The sequence below is a fragment of the Erythrobacter sp. WG genome (assembly GCF_026586795.1).
Taxonomy (GTDB): domain Bacteria; phylum Pseudomonadota; class Alphaproteobacteria; order Sphingomonadales; family Sphingomonadaceae; genus Erythrobacter.
Map to the genome: position 1 here is coordinate 99116 of NZ_JAPFGY010000007.1, position 20184 is coordinate 119299.

General features: G+C 66.6%; 23 protein-coding genes. 19 read left to right on the forward strand and 4 right to left on the reverse strand.

All coding sequences use genetic code 11. The annotated features are described in order from the left end of the window. Window positions 1-25 precede the first annotated feature (25 nt). The 11 genes from OPU67_RS05605 (at window position 26) to OPU67_RS05655 (ending at window position 9009) form a co-directional block, all read left to right on the forward strand. The gene (locus tag OPU67_RS05605; RefSeq protein WP_267618226.1) at window positions 26-1960 is read left to right on the forward strand and encodes a lytic transglycosylase domain-containing protein; all 1935 of its coding nucleotides are present in this window, start codon (window positions 26-28) and stop codon (window positions 1958-1960) included. Window positions 1961-1984: 24 nt separating this feature from the next. After that, a complete protein-coding gene (gene greB, locus OPU67_RS05610; RefSeq protein WP_267618227.1) occupies window positions 1985-2464 on the forward strand; it encodes a transcription elongation factor GreB in 480 nt (159 codons plus the stop codon). After that, the gene (locus OPU67_RS05615) at window positions 2457-2915 is read left to right on the forward strand and encodes a hypothetical protein (RefSeq protein ID WP_267618228.1); all 459 of its coding nucleotides are present in this window, start codon (window positions 2457-2459) and stop codon (window positions 2913-2915) included. Before greB ends, OPU67_RS05615 begins: the two co-directional genes overlap by 8 nt. A 152-nt stretch (window positions 2916-3067) precedes the next feature. Continuing rightward, window positions 3068-4327 carry a 23S rRNA (adenine(2503)-C(2))-methyltransferase RlmN gene (gene rlmN, locus OPU67_RS05620; RefSeq protein ID WP_267618229.1) on the forward strand — a complete coding sequence of 420 codons (1260 nt, stop codon included), beginning with the start codon at window positions 3068-3070 and terminating at the stop codon, window positions 4325-4327. Beyond that, complete coding sequence (locus OPU67_RS05625) at window positions 4324-4917, forward strand: class I SAM-dependent DNA methyltransferase (protein ID WP_267618230.1); 594 nt, start codon at window positions 4324-4326, stop codon at window positions 4915-4917. Before rlmN ends, OPU67_RS05625 begins: the two co-directional genes overlap by 4 nt. Continuing rightward, window positions 4914-5555 (forward strand): MOSC domain-containing protein, encoded by a 642-nt coding sequence (locus OPU67_RS05630; RefSeq protein WP_267618231.1) that lies wholly within the window; start codon window positions 4914-4916, stop codon window positions 5553-5555. The genes OPU67_RS05625 and OPU67_RS05630 overlap by 4 nt, the downstream gene beginning before the upstream one ends. Window positions 5556-5690: 135 nt before the next feature. Next, the gene (locus OPU67_RS05635; protein ID WP_267618232.1) at window positions 5691-6134 is read left to right on the forward strand and encodes a glycine zipper 2TM domain-containing protein; all 444 of its coding nucleotides are present in this window, start codon (window positions 5691-5693) and stop codon (window positions 6132-6134) included. Window positions 6135-6263: 129 nt separating this feature from the next. Continuing rightward, complete coding sequence (locus tag OPU67_RS05640; protein WP_267618233.1) at window positions 6264-6644, forward strand: glycine zipper 2TM domain-containing protein; 381 nt, start codon at window positions 6264-6266, stop codon at window positions 6642-6644. A gap of 77 nt (window positions 6645-6721) precedes the next feature. Further along, window positions 6722-7510, forward strand: coding sequence for an SDR family oxidoreductase (locus OPU67_RS05645; protein WP_267618234.1), 789 nt, complete (start codon window positions 6722-6724; stop codon window positions 7508-7510). 10 nt (window positions 7511-7520) lie between these two features. Beyond that, complete coding sequence (locus OPU67_RS05650) at window positions 7521-8267, forward strand: cytochrome b/b6 domain-containing protein (protein ID WP_267618235.1); 747 nt, start codon at window positions 7521-7523, stop codon at window positions 8265-8267. Further along, complete coding sequence (locus tag OPU67_RS05655; protein ID WP_267618236.1) at window positions 8260-9009, forward strand: molybdopterin-dependent oxidoreductase; 750 nt, start codon at window positions 8260-8262, stop codon at window positions 9007-9009. Before OPU67_RS05650 ends, OPU67_RS05655 begins: the two co-directional genes overlap by 8 nt. Here OPU67_RS05655 and OPU67_RS05660 read toward each other — a convergent pair. Next, on the reverse strand, window positions 9006-9446 hold the full coding sequence (locus OPU67_RS05660) for a DUF1801 domain-containing protein (protein ID WP_267618237.1): 441 nt from the start codon (window positions 9444-9446) through the stop codon (window positions 9006-9008). The two genes, OPU67_RS05655 and OPU67_RS05660, sit on opposite strands and share 4 nt — an antisense overlap. Window positions 9447-9542: 96 nt before the next feature. On the opposite strand from OPU67_RS05660, the gene OPU67_RS05665 reads away from it, so the two are divergent. Beyond that, a complete protein-coding gene (locus OPU67_RS05665; protein WP_267618238.1) occupies window positions 9543-10769 on the forward strand; it encodes an SAM-dependent methyltransferase in 1227 nt (408 codons plus the stop codon). A 120-nt stretch (window positions 10770-10889) separates the two neighbouring features. Beyond that, the gene (locus OPU67_RS05670) at window positions 10890-11339 is read left to right on the forward strand and encodes a hypothetical protein (protein WP_267618239.1); all 450 of its coding nucleotides are present in this window, start codon (window positions 10890-10892) and stop codon (window positions 11337-11339) included. Window positions 11340-11418: 79 nt separating this feature from the next. Here the strand turns inward: OPU67_RS05670 and OPU67_RS05675 are convergent, their stop codons facing one another. Next, window positions 11419-11835, reverse strand: coding sequence for a hypothetical protein (locus OPU67_RS05675; RefSeq protein ID WP_267618240.1), 417 nt, complete (start codon window positions 11833-11835; stop codon window positions 11419-11421). 187 nt (window positions 11836-12022) lie between these two features. Between OPU67_RS05675 and OPU67_RS05680 the strand changes: the two genes are divergently transcribed. Both OPU67_RS05680 and OPU67_RS05685 read left to right on the forward strand, forming a co-directional pair. Next, complete coding sequence (locus OPU67_RS05680) at window positions 12023-13243, forward strand: argininosuccinate synthase (protein WP_267618241.1); 1221 nt, start codon at window positions 12023-12025, stop codon at window positions 13241-13243. 1010 nt (window positions 13244-14253) lie between these two features. After that, entirely contained in the window at window positions 14254-14811 is a 558-nt protein-coding gene (locus tag OPU67_RS05685; protein ID WP_267618242.1) for a septal ring lytic transglycosylase RlpA family protein, read from the forward strand. On the opposite strand, the gene OPU67_RS05690 is transcribed toward OPU67_RS05685, so the two are convergent. Then, window positions 14798-15220 (reverse strand): hypothetical protein, encoded by a 423-nt coding sequence (locus OPU67_RS05690; protein ID WP_267618244.1) that lies wholly within the window; start codon window positions 15218-15220, stop codon window positions 14798-14800. The genes OPU67_RS05685 and OPU67_RS05690 overlap by 14 nt on opposite strands. A 175-nt stretch (window positions 15221-15395) precedes the next feature. On the opposite strand from OPU67_RS05690, the gene OPU67_RS05695 reads away from it, so the two are divergent. Further along, a complete protein-coding gene (locus OPU67_RS05695) occupies window positions 15396-16796 on the forward strand; it encodes a sodium:solute symporter family transporter (RefSeq protein WP_267618245.1) in 1401 nt (466 codons plus the stop codon). A 307-nt stretch (window positions 16797-17103) separates the two neighbouring features. Here OPU67_RS05695 and OPU67_RS05700 read toward each other — a convergent pair whose 3' ends face one another. Then, window positions 17104-17406 (reverse strand): hypothetical protein, encoded by a 303-nt coding sequence (locus OPU67_RS05700; RefSeq protein ID WP_267618246.1) that lies wholly within the window; start codon window positions 17404-17406, stop codon window positions 17104-17106. Window positions 17407-17702: 296 nt separating this feature from the next. Here OPU67_RS05700 and OPU67_RS05705 point away from each other — a divergent pair, with 296 nt between their 5' ends. The 3 genes from OPU67_RS05705 to OPU67_RS05715 form a co-directional block, all read left to right on the forward strand. Next, complete coding sequence (locus OPU67_RS05705) at window positions 17703-18461, forward strand: DUF5131 family protein (RefSeq protein WP_267618247.1); 759 nt, start codon at window positions 17703-17705, stop codon at window positions 18459-18461. Window positions 18462-18471: 10 nt separating this feature from the next. Continuing rightward, complete coding sequence (gene tcmP, locus OPU67_RS05710; RefSeq protein WP_267618248.1) at window positions 18472-19626, forward strand: three-Cys-motif partner protein TcmP; 1155 nt, start codon at window positions 18472-18474, stop codon at window positions 19624-19626. A 64-nt stretch (window positions 19627-19690) separates the two neighbouring features. Further along, a partial coding sequence (locus OPU67_RS05715; RefSeq protein WP_267618249.1) for a helix-turn-helix domain-containing protein occupies window positions 19691-20184 on the forward strand: 494 nt, incomplete at its 3' end.

Genomic DNA, 20184 nt, shown 5'->3' on the forward strand with positions numbered 1-20184 from the left:
GTCCAGCATGGTCCGCAACATACTGATGTCTCACCGGATTCGTGCTGTCATTCTGGGACTCGGGGCGGGCCTTGCCCTGGCCGGTCCGGCGCAGGCGCAGGATTTCCCCGGGAACGACCTCGTCGCCCGGCAGCCGGCCTCGATCGACCAGGCGGTGGCGCGCTGGGAGATGCTCCAGGCGAGCCGCACCGCGTCCTTCGCCGACTACGCGGGCTTCGTGCTCGCCTATCCCAGCTTCCCGCGCATCGAGATCCTCAAGCAGCGCGCCGAGGCCGCGCTCGAGACCTCGGCGCCCTCGCAATACGACGTGCTGCGCTATTTCGACGCGAACCCGCCGCTCACCAATGCGGCGCGGGCGCGCTATGCCCTCGCCCTGTCGGGCGCGCAGCGGCCCGAGGCGCTTACCGAAGCGCGCCGGGCGTGGCGCGGGGGAACCATGAACGACGCGGTCGAGCTTGCGCTCGCCGGGCTCTACAGCGGGCAGTTCAGCCCCGATGACCACGCCGTGCGCATGGATGCGCTGCTGTGGCAGGGCAAGGCCGATGCCGCCGCGCGTCAGCTGATGTATGTCGCCGAGCCGCAGCGCCCGCTCGCGCTCGCCCGCCTTGCGCTCTTGAACGGCGCGCGGCCCGAAAGCAGCGGCATCATCGTCCCTGCCGGAGCCGAGACCGATCCGGGCTATATGTTCAATCTCGTGAAGTTCCTGCGCTCGAGCGGACAGGCGTGGGAGGCGGCGCGGGTGTTCACCAGCCGCCCGGCCTTCGTCCGCCCCGCGCTCGATCCCGAGGCCTTCGTCGGCGAGCTGCTCGCGCTCGCCAAGGCGGCCGGCGGGCGCGATGCGGCGCGGATCGCGGGGCGCGTCGACGATCTCTTCGCGCCGGGCACCGATATCTCGCTGACCAGCTTCACCCTGCGCGATCGCTACACCGATCTCATGTGGCTGGGCGGCACCAAGGCGCTGTGGGAGCTGGGCGACGGGATGGCCGCCGCGCCTCTCTTCCAGCGCTACGGCGACGGGGCGCGCACCCCGCTGACCAAGACCAAGGGCTACTACTGGGCGGGCCGCGCGGCGCGGCAGGCCGGCGACCGGGCGGGCGCGGCGCGCTATTTCGAGACCGCCGCGCGCTTCCCCGATTACTATTACGGCCAGCTCGCGATCTCCGCGCTCGGCCGGCCCATGCCTTCCTTCGCAAGCCTGCCCCAGCCGGCGATGGACGCAGGCGCGCGCGCCGAGTTCGAGGCGCGCCCGGTGGTCAAGGCGATCCGCTCGATCGCCCGGGCGCGGCGCGACTGGCGCACCGAACGGCGCTTCTTCGAGGCGCTCGGCGACGAGGCCGACACGCCGGCCAAGATGCTGATGGCCGGCCAGCTGGCGCGCGAGACCGGGCTCGACGAGCTGGCCGTGGTACTCGGCCTGAAGGCCGGCGAGAACGGGCTTGCAGGGCTCGAACGGATCGGCTTCCCGACGGTGCAGACCCCCGGCTTCGTCAACGACTGGGTGATGGTCCACGCCATCGCCCGCCAGGAAAGCGAGTTCGACCGCAACCGCGAAAGTCATGCCGGCGCGCGCGGGCTCATGCAGCTGATGCCGGGCACCGCCCGCGAGCAGGCGGGCAAGCTCGGGATCCAGTATCTGTCCGCCGATCTCACCAACTCGCCGCAATACAACATCCAGCTGGGCGATGGCTATTTCGCGCGGATGATGAGCTACTACGGCGGCTCCTATCCGCTCGCGGTCGGCGCCTACAACGCCGGGCCGGGGCGGGTGAACGAGTGGCTGCGCATGAACGGCGATCCGCGCACCGGGGCGATCGACTGGGTCACCTGGGTGGAGAAGATCCCCGCCAATTTCGAGACGCGCTATTACATCATGCGCGTCATCGGCAACGCGGTGACCTATTCGCATATGTATCCGCAGCAAGCGGGCATTCCGCGCACCGTGGACACCTTCCTTCGCTGACACGGCTGCGCTAAGCCGCGCGCGATGAAACCGCCCGGACCTCCGATCACGCCCGCCGGCATGGCGGCGCTGAAGGCGCGCTACGATCACCTGCTCTCCACCGAGCGCCCGGCGATCGTCGAGATCGTCAGCTGGGCGGCGGGGAACGGCGACCGCAGCGAGAACGGCGACTACCTCTACGGCCGCAAGAAGATGCGCGAGATCGACCGCGAGCTCGCCCATCTCGCGCGGCGCATGAAGGTGCTGCGGGTGGTCGATCCGGGTGCCGCCGTGGACCGGAGCCGCGTGTTCTTCGGCGCGCGGGTCGAGATCGCGGACGAGGACGACAACCGCCAGACCGTGCAGCTGGTCGGCGACGACGAGCAGGACGCCGCCCAAGGCCGGATCGGCTGGAACGCCCCGCTCGCGCGGGCGCTGCGAGGGGCCGGGATCGGGGACGTGCGCGTCGTCAGCCTGCCCTCGGGCACGCGCGAGTGGGAAGTCATGGCGATCGATTATGACTAGGCTCGCCGCCCTTGCCCTGCTTGCCGTCGCTTCGCCGTTGGCCGCGCGCGAGAGCCTGGGTGTCTATGACAGCTGGGCGGCGTTCCGGGATGCCTCTCCGGCGCGCTGCTATGCCATCGCCAAGGCGGGAGGAAAGCTGCCCGCCCCCGCCTATGCGACGATATCGACCTGGCCCGGCAAGGGCGTGCGCGGGGCGGTGCACATCGTCCTCAGCCGCGAGGTGCCTGCCAAGGCCACCGTCCGCCTCACCGTGGGCGAAAAGCGCTTCACCCTCGTCACCAAGGGCCGGAATGCCTGGGCGGCCGACCCGCAGAGCGAGGCCGCTATCATCGCCGCGATCCGCTCCGCTACCCGCATGAGCGTATCGGGCGCGGGCTTCACGGATCGTTACTTCCTCAGCGGTGCCGCCACCGCCATCGATGCCGCGACCGTGGGGTGTGCGAGCCGATAGGTTGGTCTCCTCGCCTCCCCGGGCTTGACCCGGGGCCCCGCTTCTTCCGGTGCAACTTCGCGAAATCAGCGGAATCCCGGGTCAAGCCCGGGGAGGCGATTGAAGCCTTGTCTGGTCAAAACCTTCAACCGGCACTATATGCCCGCGCACCCATGGCCGATACCGCACTCATGTCCATCCCGGGCCTCGTCGACCCGGTGCCCGCCGCGCGTGACATCACGCCGCGCGCCGACGGGCGCGTCGACCTGATCGGCCTTCCTCGCCCGCGCATCCGCGAGATCTTCGAGGAAGCAGGGCTTGATGCCAAACAGGCCAAGCTGCGCGCCAAGCAGGTGTTCCACTGGCTCTACCACCGCGGCGTCACCGATTTCGAGGCGATGACCGACATCGCCAAGCCGATGCGCCCGTGGCTGACGGAGCGCTTCGTGATCGGCCGCCCCGACGTGGTCGAGGCGCAGCACTCGGTCGACGGCACCCGCAAATGGCTGCTGCGCACCGCCGATGGCCACGATTTCGAGATGGTCTTCATCCCTGATGAAACCCGCGGCACGCTGTGCGTCTCCAGCCAGGTCGGCTGCACGCTCACCTGCTCCTTCTGCCACACCGGCACGATGAAGCTCGTGCGCAACCTCACCCCCGGCGAGATCGTCGGGCAGGTGATGCTCGCCCGCGATGCGCTGGGCGAATGGCCGCGCGGGACGATGGTCTCGGACGCCGACGCGATCGACGAGGATGACGAGGCCGGCCACTACACCGCCGACGGACGCCTGCTCACCAACATCGTGATGATGGGCATGGGCGAGCCGCTCTATAATTTCGACCATGTGCGCGATGCGCTGAAGCTGGTGATGGACGGCGATGGCCTTGCCCTTTCCAAGCGCCGCATCACGCTTTCGACCAGCGGCGTCATCCCGATGATGGAACGCTGCGGCGAGGAGATCGGGGTGAACCTTGCGGTGTCCCTGCACGGCGTGCGCAAGGAGGTGCGCGACGAGCTGGTGCCGCTCAACAAGAAATACGGCATCGAGCAGCTGCTGCAGGCCTGCGCCGACTACCCCGGCGCGTCGAACGCGCGGCGGATCACCTTCGAATACGTCATGATCAAGGACAAGAACGACAGCGACGATGACGCGCGCGAGCTTGTCCGCCTTCTCAAGCAGTTCAACCTCCCCGCCAAGGTCAACCTGATCCCCTTCAACCCCTGGCCGGGCGCGGGTTACGAGACCTCGGCGCCTGAGCGCATCCGTCGCTTCTCCGAAATCGTTTTCGAAGGCGGCTTTTCGGCCCCCGTGCGCACTCCGCGCGGGCGCGATATCGATGCGGCTTGCGGGCAGTTGAAGACGGCGGCCGAAAAGAAGTCGCGCGCTCAGCGGGATCGTGAAGCGGCTGCGGCAGCTGCCGAGCAGGCTTGAGCGCCGACCCCGACACCATCGCCTTCTACCAGGCGCGCGCGCCGCACTGGGTGTTCCACTCGGGCGAGGCGCACAGCCACCAGCTTGACGCCTTCCTCGACCGCCTGCCCGAAGGCAGCGCCGTGCTGGAGCTCGGCTGCGGCGGCGGGCGCGATGCCGACCACATCCGCAGGCGCGGCTTCGCAATCGACGCGACCGATGCGGCGCCGGCTCTCGTCAAGCGCGCCAACGAGGCTTTCGCTCTGGCTGCGCGGGTGATGGCCTTCCATGAACTGGACGCCGAGGCCGCCTATGCCGGGGTGTGGGCGCACGCCAGCTTGCTCCACTGCCCGCGCGCCGCGCTCCCCGATGTGCTCGCCCGCATCCACCGCGCGCTGAGGCAGGAGGGATGGTTCTTTTCGAGTTACAAGCTCGGCGACGGCGAAGGCCGCGATCTTCTGGGCCGGCTCCACAATTTCCCCTCGCCCGAATGGCTGCTTGGGGCCTACGCCGGGGCCGGTTTCACCATCGAGTCGCACACAATCTACGCCGGCAGAGCCAGCGACGGGAAGCAGCGCGACTGGATCGATCTGATCGCGAGGAAAGCATGACCCGCTGGACCATCGAGGCCGTCTGCACCGGCACCGCCCGCCCGTTCCACGGCGCCGAACTCAGCGCCTTCGCCAAGCGCCCGCAGGAGGGTCCGGTCCAGATCCACGCCGAGGGCCTTGCGCCCGACGAGCAGGCCGACCGCACCGTCCACGGCGGGCCCGAACAGGCGCTGCACCTCTATCCGCTCGATCACCACGCCTTCTGGCGCGGGGTGATCGGCGACCACCCGGCGCTCGCAGAGCCGGGCGGGTTCGGCTCGAACCTCGCCGTCACCGGCCTCACCGAGGAGATGGTCCACATCGGCGACCGCTTCCGCTGCGGTTCGGCGCTGATCGAGGTCAGCCGCCCACGCAGCCCGTGCTGGAAGATCGAGCACCGTTTCGGCCACAAGGGGATGGTTGCGCAGGTCATCAAGACCGGGCGCTGCGGCTGGTATTTCCGGGTGATCGAGACAGGCGATGTCGCGGCGGGCGATTCGCTCGAGCGGGTTGCTTTGGGCGCCGCCGACTGGAGCATCGCGCGGGTGTTCCGCGCCCTGACAGGCGGCAAGGCCACGCGCGAGGACCTTGCCGAACTCGCCCAACTGCCCGCACTCACCCCCTATCTGCGCGCCAAGGCGGCCGCCAAGCTCGGATGAGGCACGGTTCATCGTGCAAAGCTGTAATCTGAACAAATCCTGCTGCTGGCTGACAAGATTGTTCAGCTGAGGTTCTTGCAAACTGAACGAAAAGGGTCGTGCTCCATCGGGGAGCCCTAATCAGGGATAACGACCATGAAGAACATCGCTCTCCTCATCGCCGCCGGATCGGTCGCCGCCACCGCGATCCCCGCGCAGGCCTTCGACGCTCCCGTCGCCCCGGCGCCGGTGACCGCCAGCCACGTCGCGGTCGCCTCGCCCTTCGCCGAGGTTGCAAACTACGACCGCCGCTGGGACGATCGCCGCTTCCGCGACGACCGCCGCTGGGATGATCGCGGTCGCTGGAACGACCGTCGCTTCGACGACCGCCGCGCCGACTACTGGCAGGGCAACGACGGCCGCTGGCGCTGCCGCCGTGCCGACGGCACCACCGGCCTCCTGGTCGGCGCTGTCGGCGGGGCCCTGCTCGGCCGCACCATCGACACCCGCGGCGACCGCTCGCTCGGCACCATCCTGGGTGCGGTGGGCGGCGGCCTCCTGGGTCGCGAGATCGACCGCGGCGGCGCACGCTGCCGCTGAGATGAAGCCGGTGCGAGGCGGGCTTCCGGCGTATCGGAAGCCCGTCCTGCCGCGTGTTATCTTTCCTGCGTGAATGCGCTTGGGCACTCACGCGTTCAGAAGCAGCCAGAACCGCAAGGAGAAACTGCCATGAAGAAACTCGCTTTGATCATCGCCGCCGGCGCCATGACCCTGCCGGTCGCAACCCCGGCGATGGCCGATCCGCCGCGTCACGCCAACGCCTGGGGCAAGCGCGCCAAGGACCAGCAGCGCATCTACGACAGCCGTGGCCGTTACTACGAGCCGCGCCGGCTTGGCCGGGACGACCGGGTGTGGCGCGGCGACGACGGGCGCTGGCGCTGCCGCCGGGACAACGGCACCACCGGTCTGTTGATCGGCGCGGGCGTGGGTGCCCTCGCCGGCCGCGCGATCGACACCCGCGGCGACCGCACGCTGGGCACGGTGCTCGGTGCTGTCGGCGGCGGCCTGCTGGGCCGCGAGATCGACCGCGGCGACATCCGCTGCCGCTGATCCGCTGAAGCGCCGGGAGCGGTCCGCAAGCCCCTCCCCGATTGAAGCGGAGCCCCGGCGCTGATAGCCCCGCTGTCATGCCCGATCCCGACAGCACCCGCACAGCCGCTCGCCCCGCCGTCCTCGTGACCGGCGGGGCGACGCGCATCGGCGCCGCCATCACCCGCCGCTTCTCCGCGGCGGGCTGGCACGTCGTCATCCACCACCGCGCCTCCGCCAAGGACGCCGAGGCGCTCGCCGCAGCGCTGCCTTCGGCCGAGACGATCCGCTTCGACCTTCTCGACGACGAGGCGGCGGTCGGTGCGGTGACCAGCCTCGCGGCGCGGCTCCCCGGCTGGCGGTGCCTCGTTAACTCGGCCTCGGTCTTCGACTATGACGGTGTAACCGCATTGAACCCGGCAACGAACCGGGAGGCGATGCAGGTCAACGCCCTCGCCCCGGCCCGGCTCGCCCAGGCCTTTCTCGCCCATGCTGCAGGCCAGCCGCTGCGCACCGTGATCCACGTCACGGACATGAAAATTGAAAATACGAACCCCGATTTCTTCAGCTACACCATGGCCAAACACGCGCTGGCGTCCACTATCGGGATGCTGGCCAAGGGCCACGCCGGCGATCCGGGAGTCCGGATTTACGGCCTGGCTCCCGGCGCGGTGCTGGCGAGCCACGACCAGCGCGAGGAGGAAACGGAGATTTCGCACCGGCTGAACCTGCTCCAGCGCAAGACGGGCCCCGGGGAGATCGCCGATGCGGCACTGTTCCTCGCCGGCGGTGCGCTGACGAGCGGGCAGAGCCTCTTCATCGACAGCGGGCAGCACCTGCTCGACCAGCCGCGCGACGTGATCTGGCTCGCGCGCGAAGAGGCATAGGGGAACACGCATGGCCAAGAAGCACGCTCTCTCGACGCGGATCTGGCACTGGATCAACGCCGTCGCGATCATCGTGCTGTTCATGTCGGGTCTGAACATCTCCAATGCCCACCGCAATCTCTATTGGGGCGAATACGGGTTCGACCCTGCCGACGCCTGGCTCCACGTGATCCGCTTCCCCGGCTGGGCGACGATCCCGGGGCACTACAACCTCGCGCTCGCCCGCGACTGGCACATCACCATGGCCTGGCCCTTCGGCGTGGGCGTGCTCTTCATCTGGATAGCGATGCTGGCGAATGGCCACTTCCGCCGCGATCTCACCACGACGCCTCGCGACTGGACACCCGGCGCGGTGATCGCCTCGATCAGGGCGCATTCCGGCACGGGCGCAGGTGGACACGGGCACGGCTACAATCCGGTGCAGAAGATCCTCTATGGCGGCGTCTTCGGCGTGCTCCTGCCGCTGATGCTGCTCAGCGGGCTTGCGATCAGCCCCGGCGCGGGCGGCTATGCCCCGTGGCTCATCGACCTGTTCGCCGGCCGCCAGACCGCACGCTCGCTGCACTTTATCGCCGCCTGGGGCATCTTCGCCTTCTTCGTGATCCATATCGTGCTGGCGCTCGCCGATTGGCGGCTGATCCTCGAGATGTTCACCGGCGGCCGGCGTGAGGAGGCACCTGCCGAAGCGCCGCCGCCTGCCCCACCCCTGCCCGACCCCGTCCTTGCCGCCGAAGAGGGAGCGCCCGCCCATGGTTGACCTGCCGCGCCGCTCGCTGATCGCCGGGATCGCCGCCCTGGGCGCGACCGCGTGCTCCAAGATAAACGAAAGCCCGGCCACCAAGGGCCTGTTCAAGGCCGCCGAGGACGGGCACCGCGCGCTTCACCGCGCGCTCGCGAGCAAGCAGGGGATGGCCAAGGAGTTCCGCCCCGACCAGCGCTCGCCCACCTTCCGGGGCAATGGCTCGGTGACGGTCGCCGATCCCTTCTACCAGCAGCAGCTCGCCAGTGGCTTTCCCGACTGGCGGCTCGCGGTGACGGGCCTCGTCGAGCAGCCGCTCGCGCTGTCGCTGGCGGAGGTGAAGGCCCTGCCCCAGCGCACCCAGATCACCCGCCACGACTGCGTCGAGGGCTGGAGCGCGATCGGCGAATGGCAGGGGCCCCAGCTCGCCCACCTTCTCGATGCGGCGAAGGTGAAGAAGGAGGCGAAGTTCATCGTCTTCCGCTGCGCCGACACGCTTTACGGGCGCGACTATTACGAGAGCATCGACATGGTCGATGCCTACCACCCCCAGACGATCATCGCCCATTCGCTGAACGGCGAGCCTCTCCCGGAGAAGAACGGCGCGCCGCTGAGGATGCGGATCGAGCGGCAGCTGGGCTACAAGCAGGCGAAATACGTGAAGGCGATCGAGGCGGTGGAGAGCTTCGACAAGATCGGCCAGGGCGGCGGCGGCTTCTGGGAGGATGTCGCCGGCTACCAGTGGTACGCCGGGGTCTAGCCTTCCGGAAACACCCGCTGCATGGTCCCCCAGCCGTTGGCAATCAGCTCCTCGAGCACCGTGAGATCGACGTCCGCCAGCGTCTTGACGTAGAGGCAGGCCTTGCCGCTTTCGTGCTTTCCGAGCCGCGCCAGCGCATCGTCGCGCTGCGCGGCTTCCGCCTCGTCACTATAGCCGGAGGAGAGATAGAGCACGTGCTTGGGCTTGCGCGGGCTGAAGCCGATCTTGAGCGAGTTCACCTTGCGCCCGCTGTCGTAGACGGTGTCGTATTCGCCGTAGCCGATGATGCTCGGCCCCCACATCTTCGGTTCGCGCCCGGTCACCTTGCGGAACAGCGTATCGAGCACCCGCGCCTCGTCACGGCGTCCGGCCGGCTCGACACCGTCGAGGAACGTTTCGGCCGCAATCCCGGTGATCGTCGTCTTGGCCTCTGCCATCAGCCGCACTCCCGCCCCGCGCCGCTCCCGCAGCTGCGATATTGCCAATCCCGCGCGCCAGTCTATCGCTGATCGCAACCCCTCGAAAGGAGTTTCATGAGCAAGCCTCTCCTCGACCGTTTCCTGACCCGCGGCGTCACCCAGGGCCGCCTCGGCGTCGTCTTCGCCGACGGCAGCGCCAGCACCTATGGCGCGCCGGCCGCGGGCTTTCCCGAAGTCGTCCTGCGCTTCACCGACGACCGCGTGCCGCGCGACATCATCATGGACCCGCGCCTGGGCGCGGCCGAGGCCTTCATCGACGGGCGGCTCGTAATCGAGGAAGGCGACGTCATGGACCTCGTCAGCCTGCTGCGCGCCAACAACCCGTGGGACAAGGGCGGCGACATCGGCCCGCCGAGCGCCTTCAACCGCGTCGTTAACCGCGCGACCTTCTTTGCCGAACAGATCAACAACCGGGTCGGCGCGAAGAAGAACGTCGCGCACCACTATGACATCGGCAACGATCTCTACGCGCTGATGCTCGATTCCGAACACTGGCAATATTCCTGCGCCTACTGGCCCGAAGGCGTGACCACGCTTGCCGAGGCGCAGGGCGCGAAGCTTGCGCATATCGCGGCCAAGCTGGCGCTGAAGCCCGGCAACACGGTGCTCGACATCGGCTGCGGCTGGGGCGGCATGGCGATCCACCTCGCAAAGCACCACGACGTTCGCGTGACCGGCATCACCCTCTCCGAGGAACAGGCCGCACTCGCCCGCGAGCGCGTGCGCGAGGCCGGCGTCGCCGACAAGGTGACGATCCTCCTCGAGGACTACCGCGACACCGCCGCGAGCGGACGCCGGTTCGACCGGATCGTGTCGGTCGGGATGTTCGAACACGTGGGGCGCGCGCAGTTCGAGACGTTCTTCGAGGCCTGCGCCAACATCCTCGCCGATGACGGGGTGATGCTGCTGCACACCATCGGCCGCTTCGGTACGCCCGGCACCACCGACGCCTTCACCCGCAAGTACATCTTCCCCGGCGGCTACATCCCCGCCCTGTCGGAAACTGTCGCGGCGTCCGAGAAGTATCGCCTGATCGCGTCGGACATCGAGACGCTGCGGCTGCACTACGCCAAGACGATCCGCGCCTGGTATGCCAACTGTATGGAACACAAGGACGCGATCGTCGCCATGTACGACGAGAAGTTCTTCCGGATGTGGACCTTCTACCTCGCGGGCGCGGCGACCGTGTTCGAGAACGGGGGCATGGGCAATTACCAGATCCAGTATATCCGCAGCCGCCACGCCCTGCCGATCACGCGGGATTACCTGATCGGCAGCTAGAGCGCGGGCCCTCGCGCGATTGTTCTTGCGGGGGCCTGTCGAATCCGCATCTGCGCGTGCGTCTTCCTGTCAGAAGTCCGGCAGACCTCCTCTGCCGGGCCCTGCAGAAGGACGCCTTGCATGACCACCACCGCCTCTCCGCTTGCTACCCCCCACCCGCTCGCCGCTCGCATCGCCGCTGGGCTCGGCCTGTTGTGGAGCCTGTTCGGCGCCTTCCAATTCGTTGTGCAGACCTTCAATGACGAGGCGGGGCTGATCGCGAACGGGATGACTCCCGGACAGGCGCAGCTCTATGCGGGCCTTCCGGCCTGGATGGCGGTCGCCTTCGCGCTCGGCACCATCGGCAGCTCGATCGGCAGCGTGTTGCTGCTTGCGGCCCGCAAGGCGAGCGTAGCTGTGCTCGCGATCTCGCTCGTCGCCTACGCCGCGCTCTGGGCGGGAGACGCAATCTACGGTGTTTTTGCCGCCTTCGGCGCGCCGCAGGTCGTGGTGCTCAGCTTCGTGGTCACGGTCGCGGCGGGCCTCCTGTGGCTCGCTCGCCGGCTCGGGAAGCGCGGCGTGCTGGGATAGAGCCCCCGGGCGGGAGCGCGACCGTCCATCAGCGAATGCCCGAAAGGGGGGAGGCCGCGGTCGACGCTCCCCCTTGCGGTCAAGCCCTGATGAGCTTCACCGCGCCGTGATCGTCCGTGTGGTCTCCGTGCTGGTGGTGGAGGTGTCCGTCATGGACGAAATCCATGTGGTCCCCGTGCTGCACCATCATGTGCTCCTCGCCCGCATGACCGTGCGGATGCGGCTCGCCTGACACCCTCTTCACCAGCTCCTCCGCATCGGGATTCGCATCGCTCACCGCGATCGCGTGCTCGTCGACATGGCCGCCGTGGCCGTGGTGAAGGTGACCGTCGTGCAGATAGTCGACGTGCCCCTCGTGCTCGATCGCCTGGTGGCCGCAGCCCTTGGCGTGAACATGGCCCTCGTGCGCCGCGTGCAGGATTTCATGCGCGACAGCGGGGGCGGCAGCGGCGAGGAACGGCACGGCCGCAAGAGCGAGGATCGAGGTTCGGGACATGACGCGGGACTCCATCGATGAGGATCCCGCCCCGCTTGTACACCCATCGGCCGCGCAAGTCGCGCACAATCGATCATGATCTCATGACGTTGCAATTGCCACGCCGAAGCCCGGTCGAAAGCCCGATTGCCCCGCCCTCTCCTCGCTGTTAGGGGCCCGCGCAATCGTCTCCCAAGGAACCTCTCCCATGGCCCAGCCCCAGAAAGTCGTCCTCGCCTATTCGGGCGGTCTCGATACCAGCGTCATCGCCAAGTGGCTGAGCGTCGAGCGCGGGCTGGAAGTCGTGACCTTCACCGCGGACCTCGGCCAAGGCGAGGAGATCGAACCCGCCCGCGCCAAGGCCCGCGCCATGGGCATTCCCGACGAACATATCTTCATCGAGGACCTGCGCGAGGAATTCGTGCGCGATTTCGTCTTCCCGATGATGCGCGCCAATGCCCGCTACGAGGGCGACTACCTGCTCGGCACCTCGATCGCCCGGCCGCTGATCTCCAAGCGCCTCGTTGAGATCGCGCACCAGACCGGCGCCGACTTCATCGCCCACGGCGCGACCGGCAAGGGCAATGATCAGGTGCGCTTCGAGCTTTCCGCCTATGCGCTCGACCCGGACATCAAGGTGATCGCCCCGTGGCGCGAATGGGACCTGACCAGCCGCACCGCGCTGATCGCCTGGGCCGAGGCGCACCAGATCGAGGTGCCCAAGGACAAGCGCGGCGACAGCCCGTTCTCGACCGACGCGAACCTTCTCCACACCTCGTCCGAGGGCAAGGTGCTCGAGGACCCGTGGGAGGAAACGCCCGACTATGTCTACAGCCGCACGGTCGACCCCGAGGACGCGCCCGACCAGCCGGAATACATCACGGTGGACTTCGAGAAGGGGGATGGCGTTGCCCTCAACGGCGAGGCGATGAGCCCCGCCACACTGCTCGCTGCCCTGAACGACCTCGGCCGCAAGCACGGCATCGGGCGCCTGGATCTGGTCGAGAACCGCTTCGTGGGCATGAAGAGCCGCGGGATGTATGAGACCCCCGGCGGCGAAATCTACGCCCGCGCGCACCGCGGGATCGAGCAGATCACTTTGGATCGCGGCGCGGCACATCTCAAGGACGAGCTGATGCCGCGCTATGCCGAGCTCATCTACAACGGCTTCTGGTTCTCGCCGGAGCGCGAGATGCTTCAAGCCGCGATCGATCATTCGCAGGACAAGGTGACGGGCACGGTGCGGCTGAAGCTCTACAAGGGGCTGGCGAGCGTCGTGGGCCGCAAGTCGCCCTACTCGCTCTATTCGGAAGCCCACGTGACCTTCGAGGACGATGCGGGGGCATATGACCAGAAGGATGCCGAGGGCTTCATCAAACTGAACGGCCTGCGCCTGCGCCTCCTGTCGCGCCGCAACCGCGATGCCTGATGCGCGCTCGAATGGTGGAAAAGCGAGTCGCGGCGCTCGTCGCGGCGGCGCGTTACTCCTAAACTGACAACTTGATGACAGCCGGGCGCTCGAAAATTGCGCGCCTCGCAAACCGTGCGACGAACCGTTGAGTTATCCACTCGTGTCCACAGCCTAAACTGGGCCGAGTGGAAAAGTGGCTGCCGAAAATATTGTCGGGTCGCCGATTCAGGCGCACTTTGAACCTGTCTTCGGGACACGAAGCATCCGGAAGGGAAGGCCGCAAGGCTCTGTTTCTTCCGGGGTTTTCATCCCAAGGATGGCGGTGACATCTGTCCACGCGCCGATCTGGAGAGGGCATGCAGGAGGCTTCGGCCAAAGGCAAGTCGGCTCAATTGAAGGATCGGAGCGACGCGGTGGCACCGGACAGGCCAAGAACCTGGCCGGACAAGCGTGCAGCGGAACGGCGCAAGCCCCACACCGCGGTACGGGAGTCCGGTAAAGGGACGCGGTCTCGGCGGAAAAGCCCTTGTTGTGGCGGCGAAAGCGCGCGGACTCATGGTCAGGCGGCAGACGCAACACCGCAGGAGCTTGAAGCCGGATGCCGGCGCGAGCGCCGGTGACAAATCTCCTGCCAACCCGTCGCGAGACTGGCCGGCAGGAGGCTAGACATCGGGCGCGAAAGCATGGCCCGACGGATGCAGGATCGAAGGTTCGCCGGACATCCCGCTGGTGTCGGATCATCCACACGCCGGTGAGAGTGGGGTCGGCAGCAATGCCGGCCCCATTTGCATTATGCCCGCCCGGCCCGGGGGCGCCTCACCCACATCGTGCCCTCCCGGCCCGCGCGCACGACCTTCTCAAGCCGATTCGCTGGCGCAGAAGGCCAGCAACGCACGCGCACAGCGCTCAGCCGTTCCAACGGTTCACCTCATTTGACGCACGGCTCGCTCCCGAGCGGAAGTCCTGCATCGACGGATTGCTAACCTGGTTTGCCTTTCTTGAGCAGGCCGGCCTATCCGCCCTCCACCATGCGGACGGCGTATCCCACCCACGGCCTTGCTACCTCCAGTTTCGGCCCGCGCACCCTGAAAGCGGCCACGCTGGCCGCGCTGGTCGCCTTGGCGCCTATCGGAGCCTCCACCGCGATCGCCTCGGACGCGCCGTCGAACCCCGCTCTCGAACGCGCCGCCACCAGCGCCGCAGTTGTCGAGCTGGTTCCCATCGCGCCCACCCCCCAAGTCAGCGCGGCTGCACCGGTCGACGAAGCGGCGCCCTCCCGCCCCGAGGCGACCGTGCTCGGCCGCGGGAGCGCGTCCTACTATGCCGCGAAGTTCGATGGCCGCCGCACCGCCAGCGGTGAGCGCTTCGACAATGACGAGATGACCGCCGCGCACCGCACCCTGCCCTTCGGTAGCCGCGTGCGCGTCACCAGCGTCGCCAGCGGGAAGAGCGTGGTGGTGCGCATCAACGATCGCGGGCCGTTCCATGCGGGACGGATCTTGGACCTGAGCCGCGCCGCCGCCGAAGAGCTCGGCCTCGTCGCCCGCGGCTCCGGCACCGTCGAACTCGAACTTATCGAGGATTGAGCCTGCGCTTGGCGGCGGGATCGGGCGAATAGGTCATTCCCAGGGTCGAGATGTCGCCGGCGATCTTCAGCTTAAGCCGCGCCGTTTCCATCGTCGATGTGTTGCGCAGCACCGCCATGTCGCCCGGCCCGAACGTCGCATCGACGCTCGCGCCCGGCGCTACGGTACCGCGCTCGACAAGGTTTGCGTCCGGGCCGTCCGCCATCACGTAAACCACCACCGCCGAAGGCCCGGTGTTGCGGCCGGTGACGGTGAAGCCGCCCTTCTGCCCGCCGCCCAGCTCGAAGAATTGTCCGGGCTCGATTTCGAGGCCGGAATTGAGAACGTCGGCGCCGGCCGGGGCGGCCAGCAGCGCCAGCGCGAGCGGGGCGGCCAGCAGGCGGGGCGAGAAAGCGGGGTTGAACAGCATGGGTCTGTGCTCCTTGGGGGTCGCCCGTCGCACCAAGCTACGCAGCCGATCTGTCCCGGGATGCGCACCCTCCCCTTGCACAGCGCGCGCCCCGGACGCTAGACGATGGGCCGAGCAGTCCGGTGCCGCAAGGGGCTTTCGGCAGGACCGCCCGGGGAACCACGCCATCACGCTCGTGCTCGTTCTTGCCTATGTCGCTGCCCAGATCGCGCTCGCGATATGGGCAGGGCGCGGGGCCAGGTCCGATGCCGATTACCTCGTCGCCGGCCGCTCGCTCGGCACCTTCGCGGTGGCGATGAGCCTGTTCGCCACGTGGTTCGCCTCGGAAAGCCTGATCGCCACGTCCGGCGAGGTCGCGCGCGACGGGCTCGCGGGCGCGCGGACCGAGCCCTTCGCCTATGCCATCGGCATCCTCGCCATCGCGCTGTTCTTCGCGCACCGGCTGCGGAGCGGCGGGTTCATCACCATCGCCGATTTCCTGCGCGCCCGCTTCGGGCCGGGCGCCGAGACGCTGGCGGCCTGCGTGATCGCGGTCTCGGCCACCACGTGGTCCGCCGCGCAGCTCTTCGCCTTCGCCACGATTATCGCGGGCGCTGCGGGCATCGACTTTACCCTCGCGCTGATCGGGGCGACGTTGCTGGTGATGACCTACACCATGTTCGGCGGGCTTGCCGGGGATGTGATCACCGACATCGTCCAGGGGGCGATCATCATCTTCGCGATCCTTGTGCTGTTCGCCCTTATGGTCGAAGCCTCGGGAGGCATGGCGGCGATGTGGGCCGCGGCGCCGCCAAGTGTGTGGAATCTCTCAACTCCGGGCGAGAGCTGGGTTGACCATGCCGAGCTCTGGCTGATCCCCATCGCCGGCACGATGGTCAGCCAGGAAGCGCTCGCCCGCACGCTCGGTGCGCGGTCCCCCGAGGTGGCGCGGGCCGGGGCGTTGTGGGCGGCGGGGATCTACCTTGCAGCGGGGCTCGTGCCGGTCGCGCTCGGGCTGTTCGGGCCGCAGCTCGCCCCCCGGCTCGGCGTGACGCTCGGTGCGGACGAGGCCTATCTCCCCAGCCTTGCCGCGGCGCTGTTCCCCGATTGGCTGATGATCGTCTTCACCGGAGCGCTGGTCTCGGCGATCCTCTCCTCGGTCGATTCCGCGCTGCTCGCGGTCTCGGCAGTGATGACCGAGAGCGGCTACAAGCGCCTGAATCGCAACGCGTCTCCCCGCCAGCTGCTGCGCGCCGCCCGGGCAGCGACGGTCGGTGCGGCGGCGGTCGCGGCGTGGCTGGCGATGCAGGGGGAGAGCTTGCGCAACCTTGTGCTTGACGCCGGCGCGATCGCCGCAGTGCTGGCGGTGCCGATCGTCGCGGGGCTCGCCGGATGGACCCGCGCCCCGGTGGCGGCGGCGGCGGCGATCCTCGTCCAGATCGCGGTGCTGGCGGTCCTCGACTGGGCCCTCGGGGTGCCGGGGGCGTTCCTGTGGATGATCGCCGCCGGGGCCCTCACCTTTGCCGCGGTGAGCCTCCTCGCGCGGCGCCGAGGCGCCCGGAAGGCGCCTGCAAGCGGGGGTCTGGAGGGGGTCTAAGGGGGGTCTGGGCCGGGTCTAGGCGGACTCAAGACGCGGCAAGGCCCACCCGAGGAGGGGCTGGCGGGGGTCTGGTTTTCGGGTGTTTTCGTTCCGGCTCAACGCCTTGGACGGCGGAGCGGGGGGTTTTGCGGGCGTTCCGGCCCTTGCTCCCACCCCCGGTCCCGATACCCGCCGCGGCGCAGGCCGGGGGCAAGCGGCAGGGGAGTTCAGTCGTCCCCCTCCCGTTCACCCCCGGCGCGGAGGCCGGGGCGGGTATCGGGGCCAGGCGTGGGCCAGCGACCGTTCGGCCGGCCCACCCGTCCCCTCAATCAATCACCGTGCGCTGCCGCCCGAGAAGGAGCCGCTCATTGGCGAGCACGATGGCGCGCGCCGCTTCGTCGACCGGGGGACGCCCCGCCCCCTGTTGCGGATGCGAAGCACAGCCGCAGGCTGAACCGGCAGGCGAACCAAGACTCCCCCCGATCCGCCCTGCCTCCACATGGCCGAGCCATTGCGCGACAAACCCCCGCCCCCCGGGATCGCGCAGATCGGTCGGCGCGACGGGGAGCCTGGCGTTCGGATCGCCGGGCGGGAGCGGGGTGGCTGAGAGCTCGAAGGTGCGGATCATGGGCGCGGGGCTCCCGGCAAGCGGCAAAAGCGCCGCAAAGCGCCGTCACCCGCCATCTTTCCCCGCGCAGAGCGTCCGAGGCCCCTGCCCTCCCCCTCAGGCGGTGACGCCGAGGGGCTGGCGGGGCGAAGGGCTATGCGGGAGAGAGACGCGCAGGGCCGACGCTTGGGTGGGAGGGTATGCCGGGAGTGGGGGTGTAGGAAAGGGGTGAGTCCTTATGGCAACACAAGGCATCTGAACGACACGACGGATTCCATTGCTAATCGATTACGATTATATGGAAACTTGGAGGAACCGTGGCACAGCAGTCAGACATCGAGTGGACGGACGCGACATGGAACCCGGTAACTGGTTGTACAAAGATCGGTCCGGGCTGCGACAACTGTTACGCTGAGCGCTTTGCCGAGCGCTGGCGGGGCATTCCCGGCCACCCTTATGAGCAAGGATTTGACTTGCGGCTTTGGCCTTCCCGCTTAGGGCAGCCCGCCGCGTGGAAGAAGCCCCGCATGATATTCGTCAACTCCATGAGTGACTTATTTCATAAAGATGTAAACCGCTCGCACATCGATCGTGTTTTCGACGCGATGGAAGATGCAAATTGGCACGTGTTCCAAGTCCTTACGAAACGAAGCTCGCTCATGCGCGACTACGTAAAGAGGCGTTACAATTCTGGCCCCGTGCCTCGTCATATATGGCTGGGCGTATCGGTAGAAGATGCTGAGCGCGCGTCACGCATTGCTCATCTTAAGCAGATCAATTCAGAAGCGCGCTTTATTTCGTTCGAGCCACTTCTAGGCCCTATTGGAGACATAAATCTTGAGGGCATAGCTTGGGCAATTGTCGGGGGTGAGAGTGGTCCCAGCGCGCGCCAAATGGACGGCGCGTGGGCTACAGAGATAAGGCAGCTTTGCTCTCGCGACAATGTGGCGTTTTTCTTCAAGCAGTGGGGCGGGGCGCGTCCAAAATCGGGCGGTCGCCTACTCGACGGAGAGGAATGGAACGGGTTTCCGTGGCAGGTAGTGCCGGACGAAATTATGGCTTCACTTCAAGCATGAGGAAACGGTGTTGGGGGCGCAAATTGAAAGGTACGAGGGCCGCGAGCAATCGTTCATCAAGCATGAGTTTCTGACGCAATACCTTCAAGCTGCTGCGTACAAAACGCTTCAGGGCAGGTCAGCGACATTTAACTTCGTTGATGCTTTTGCTGGCCCATGGCAAGTTTCTGATGAAAATTTCTCAGACGCGTCCTTCAACCAAGCGCTTCGAACCTTGGATGCGGTTAAATCAGACCTTGAAACGCGAGGCGTTTTTGGTCTGAAAATTCGCTTCTGCTTTTGCGAACGTCGCCCTGAAGCGGTCGCGCGGCTGCGGGAGTATGCGCTTAAGAATAGTGAATTTATAATTCATGTTTTCGAAGGGCCGTTCGAAGATAATTTAGAACAGATAGCATTTGTTTGCAACGATGGATTTACATTCACATTCATAGATCCAACCGGATGGAATATCCGTTCTGAGCCCGTTCTAGACTACCTAAAAAAAATGAACGGCGAATTTCTCATAAACTTCATGTCTGAACACGTGAATCGACATGCAGAGTATGACCAAGTATCGGCCTCTTTTGGACGTTTTCTTGCTGATCCAGATTGGAAGAAAGATTTTGACGCGCTGCCTTCGCAATGGAGCAACGAAGAACGGGTACTTCACTTGCTCCGGAAAAAAATTAAAGGTTTCGGAGCGGCGACATATTTACCCCACATGCCAATTTTGAAGCCTCGTCAAGAGCGGATAAAAATGCGACTTTTGCTAGGTACGCATTCATCGAAGGGCGTCGAAGTGTTCCGCGACGTTCATAGTAAAGTCGAGCTTGCCGAATTTCAGACACGCAGTGCCATTGCAGAATCGAATACTGGTCAGATGGGCCTCTTCACCCGAGCGGATGAAAGCGCGATGCTGCAAGCAGCACATGGGATCGGCTCAGACGGCGTGAAGCGACGAGCGCGCGCAACGGTTCTGAACCAGTTGGCGCAAGGCACGTTGAGCTTTCAGCGCCTTGCAACAGCAGTGATGGAAGAATGCCCTATGCGACTGACCCATACAAAAGACCTGCTCAACTCGATGAAATTGAGCGGAGAAGTCAGTTTCGAACTGGTAGGCAAAGAGAAAAAGCCCCAGCCAAGAACCATGATATCAGCTACTTATACCAAAGCCTGTGGAATCTGACTCACGGGGGGTATCGTTGGGGGCGGATTGGTGATTCACCATGGCAAACTGTTGGAGGTTTGCGATGGCGGCGCCGATCAAGGTCTGTGGAGATTTGAGTTCTGACGAGCTTCGTGCCTTTGCCCGGACCAGCAAGGATGCCGGGCAAGTCCGGCGGCTTTTGGCGCTGGCAGCCATCCTTGATGGCAGCAGTCGGAGCGAAGCTGCCCGGATTGCGGGCGTGACGTTGCAGATCGTCCGGGACTGGGTTCTGCGCTTCAACGAGGCGGGGATATCAGGACTGGCGACGCGCAAGGCCCCAGGTCCGAGCACCATTCTCGATGACTGTCATCGTCGCGCGCTGGCAGAGATTATCGATGCAGGGCCGATCCCTGCCGTCCACGGTGTGGTGCGCTGGCGGATCATCAATCTGGCGCAATGGCTATGGGACGAGTTCGAGATATCGATCAGCAAGCAAGCGCTAGGCCATGAGCTGCGGACCATGGGCTATCGCAAGCTCTCCGCGCGGCCGCGCCACCGCGGGCAGAAGGAGGGCGACATCGCCATTTTTAAAAAGGC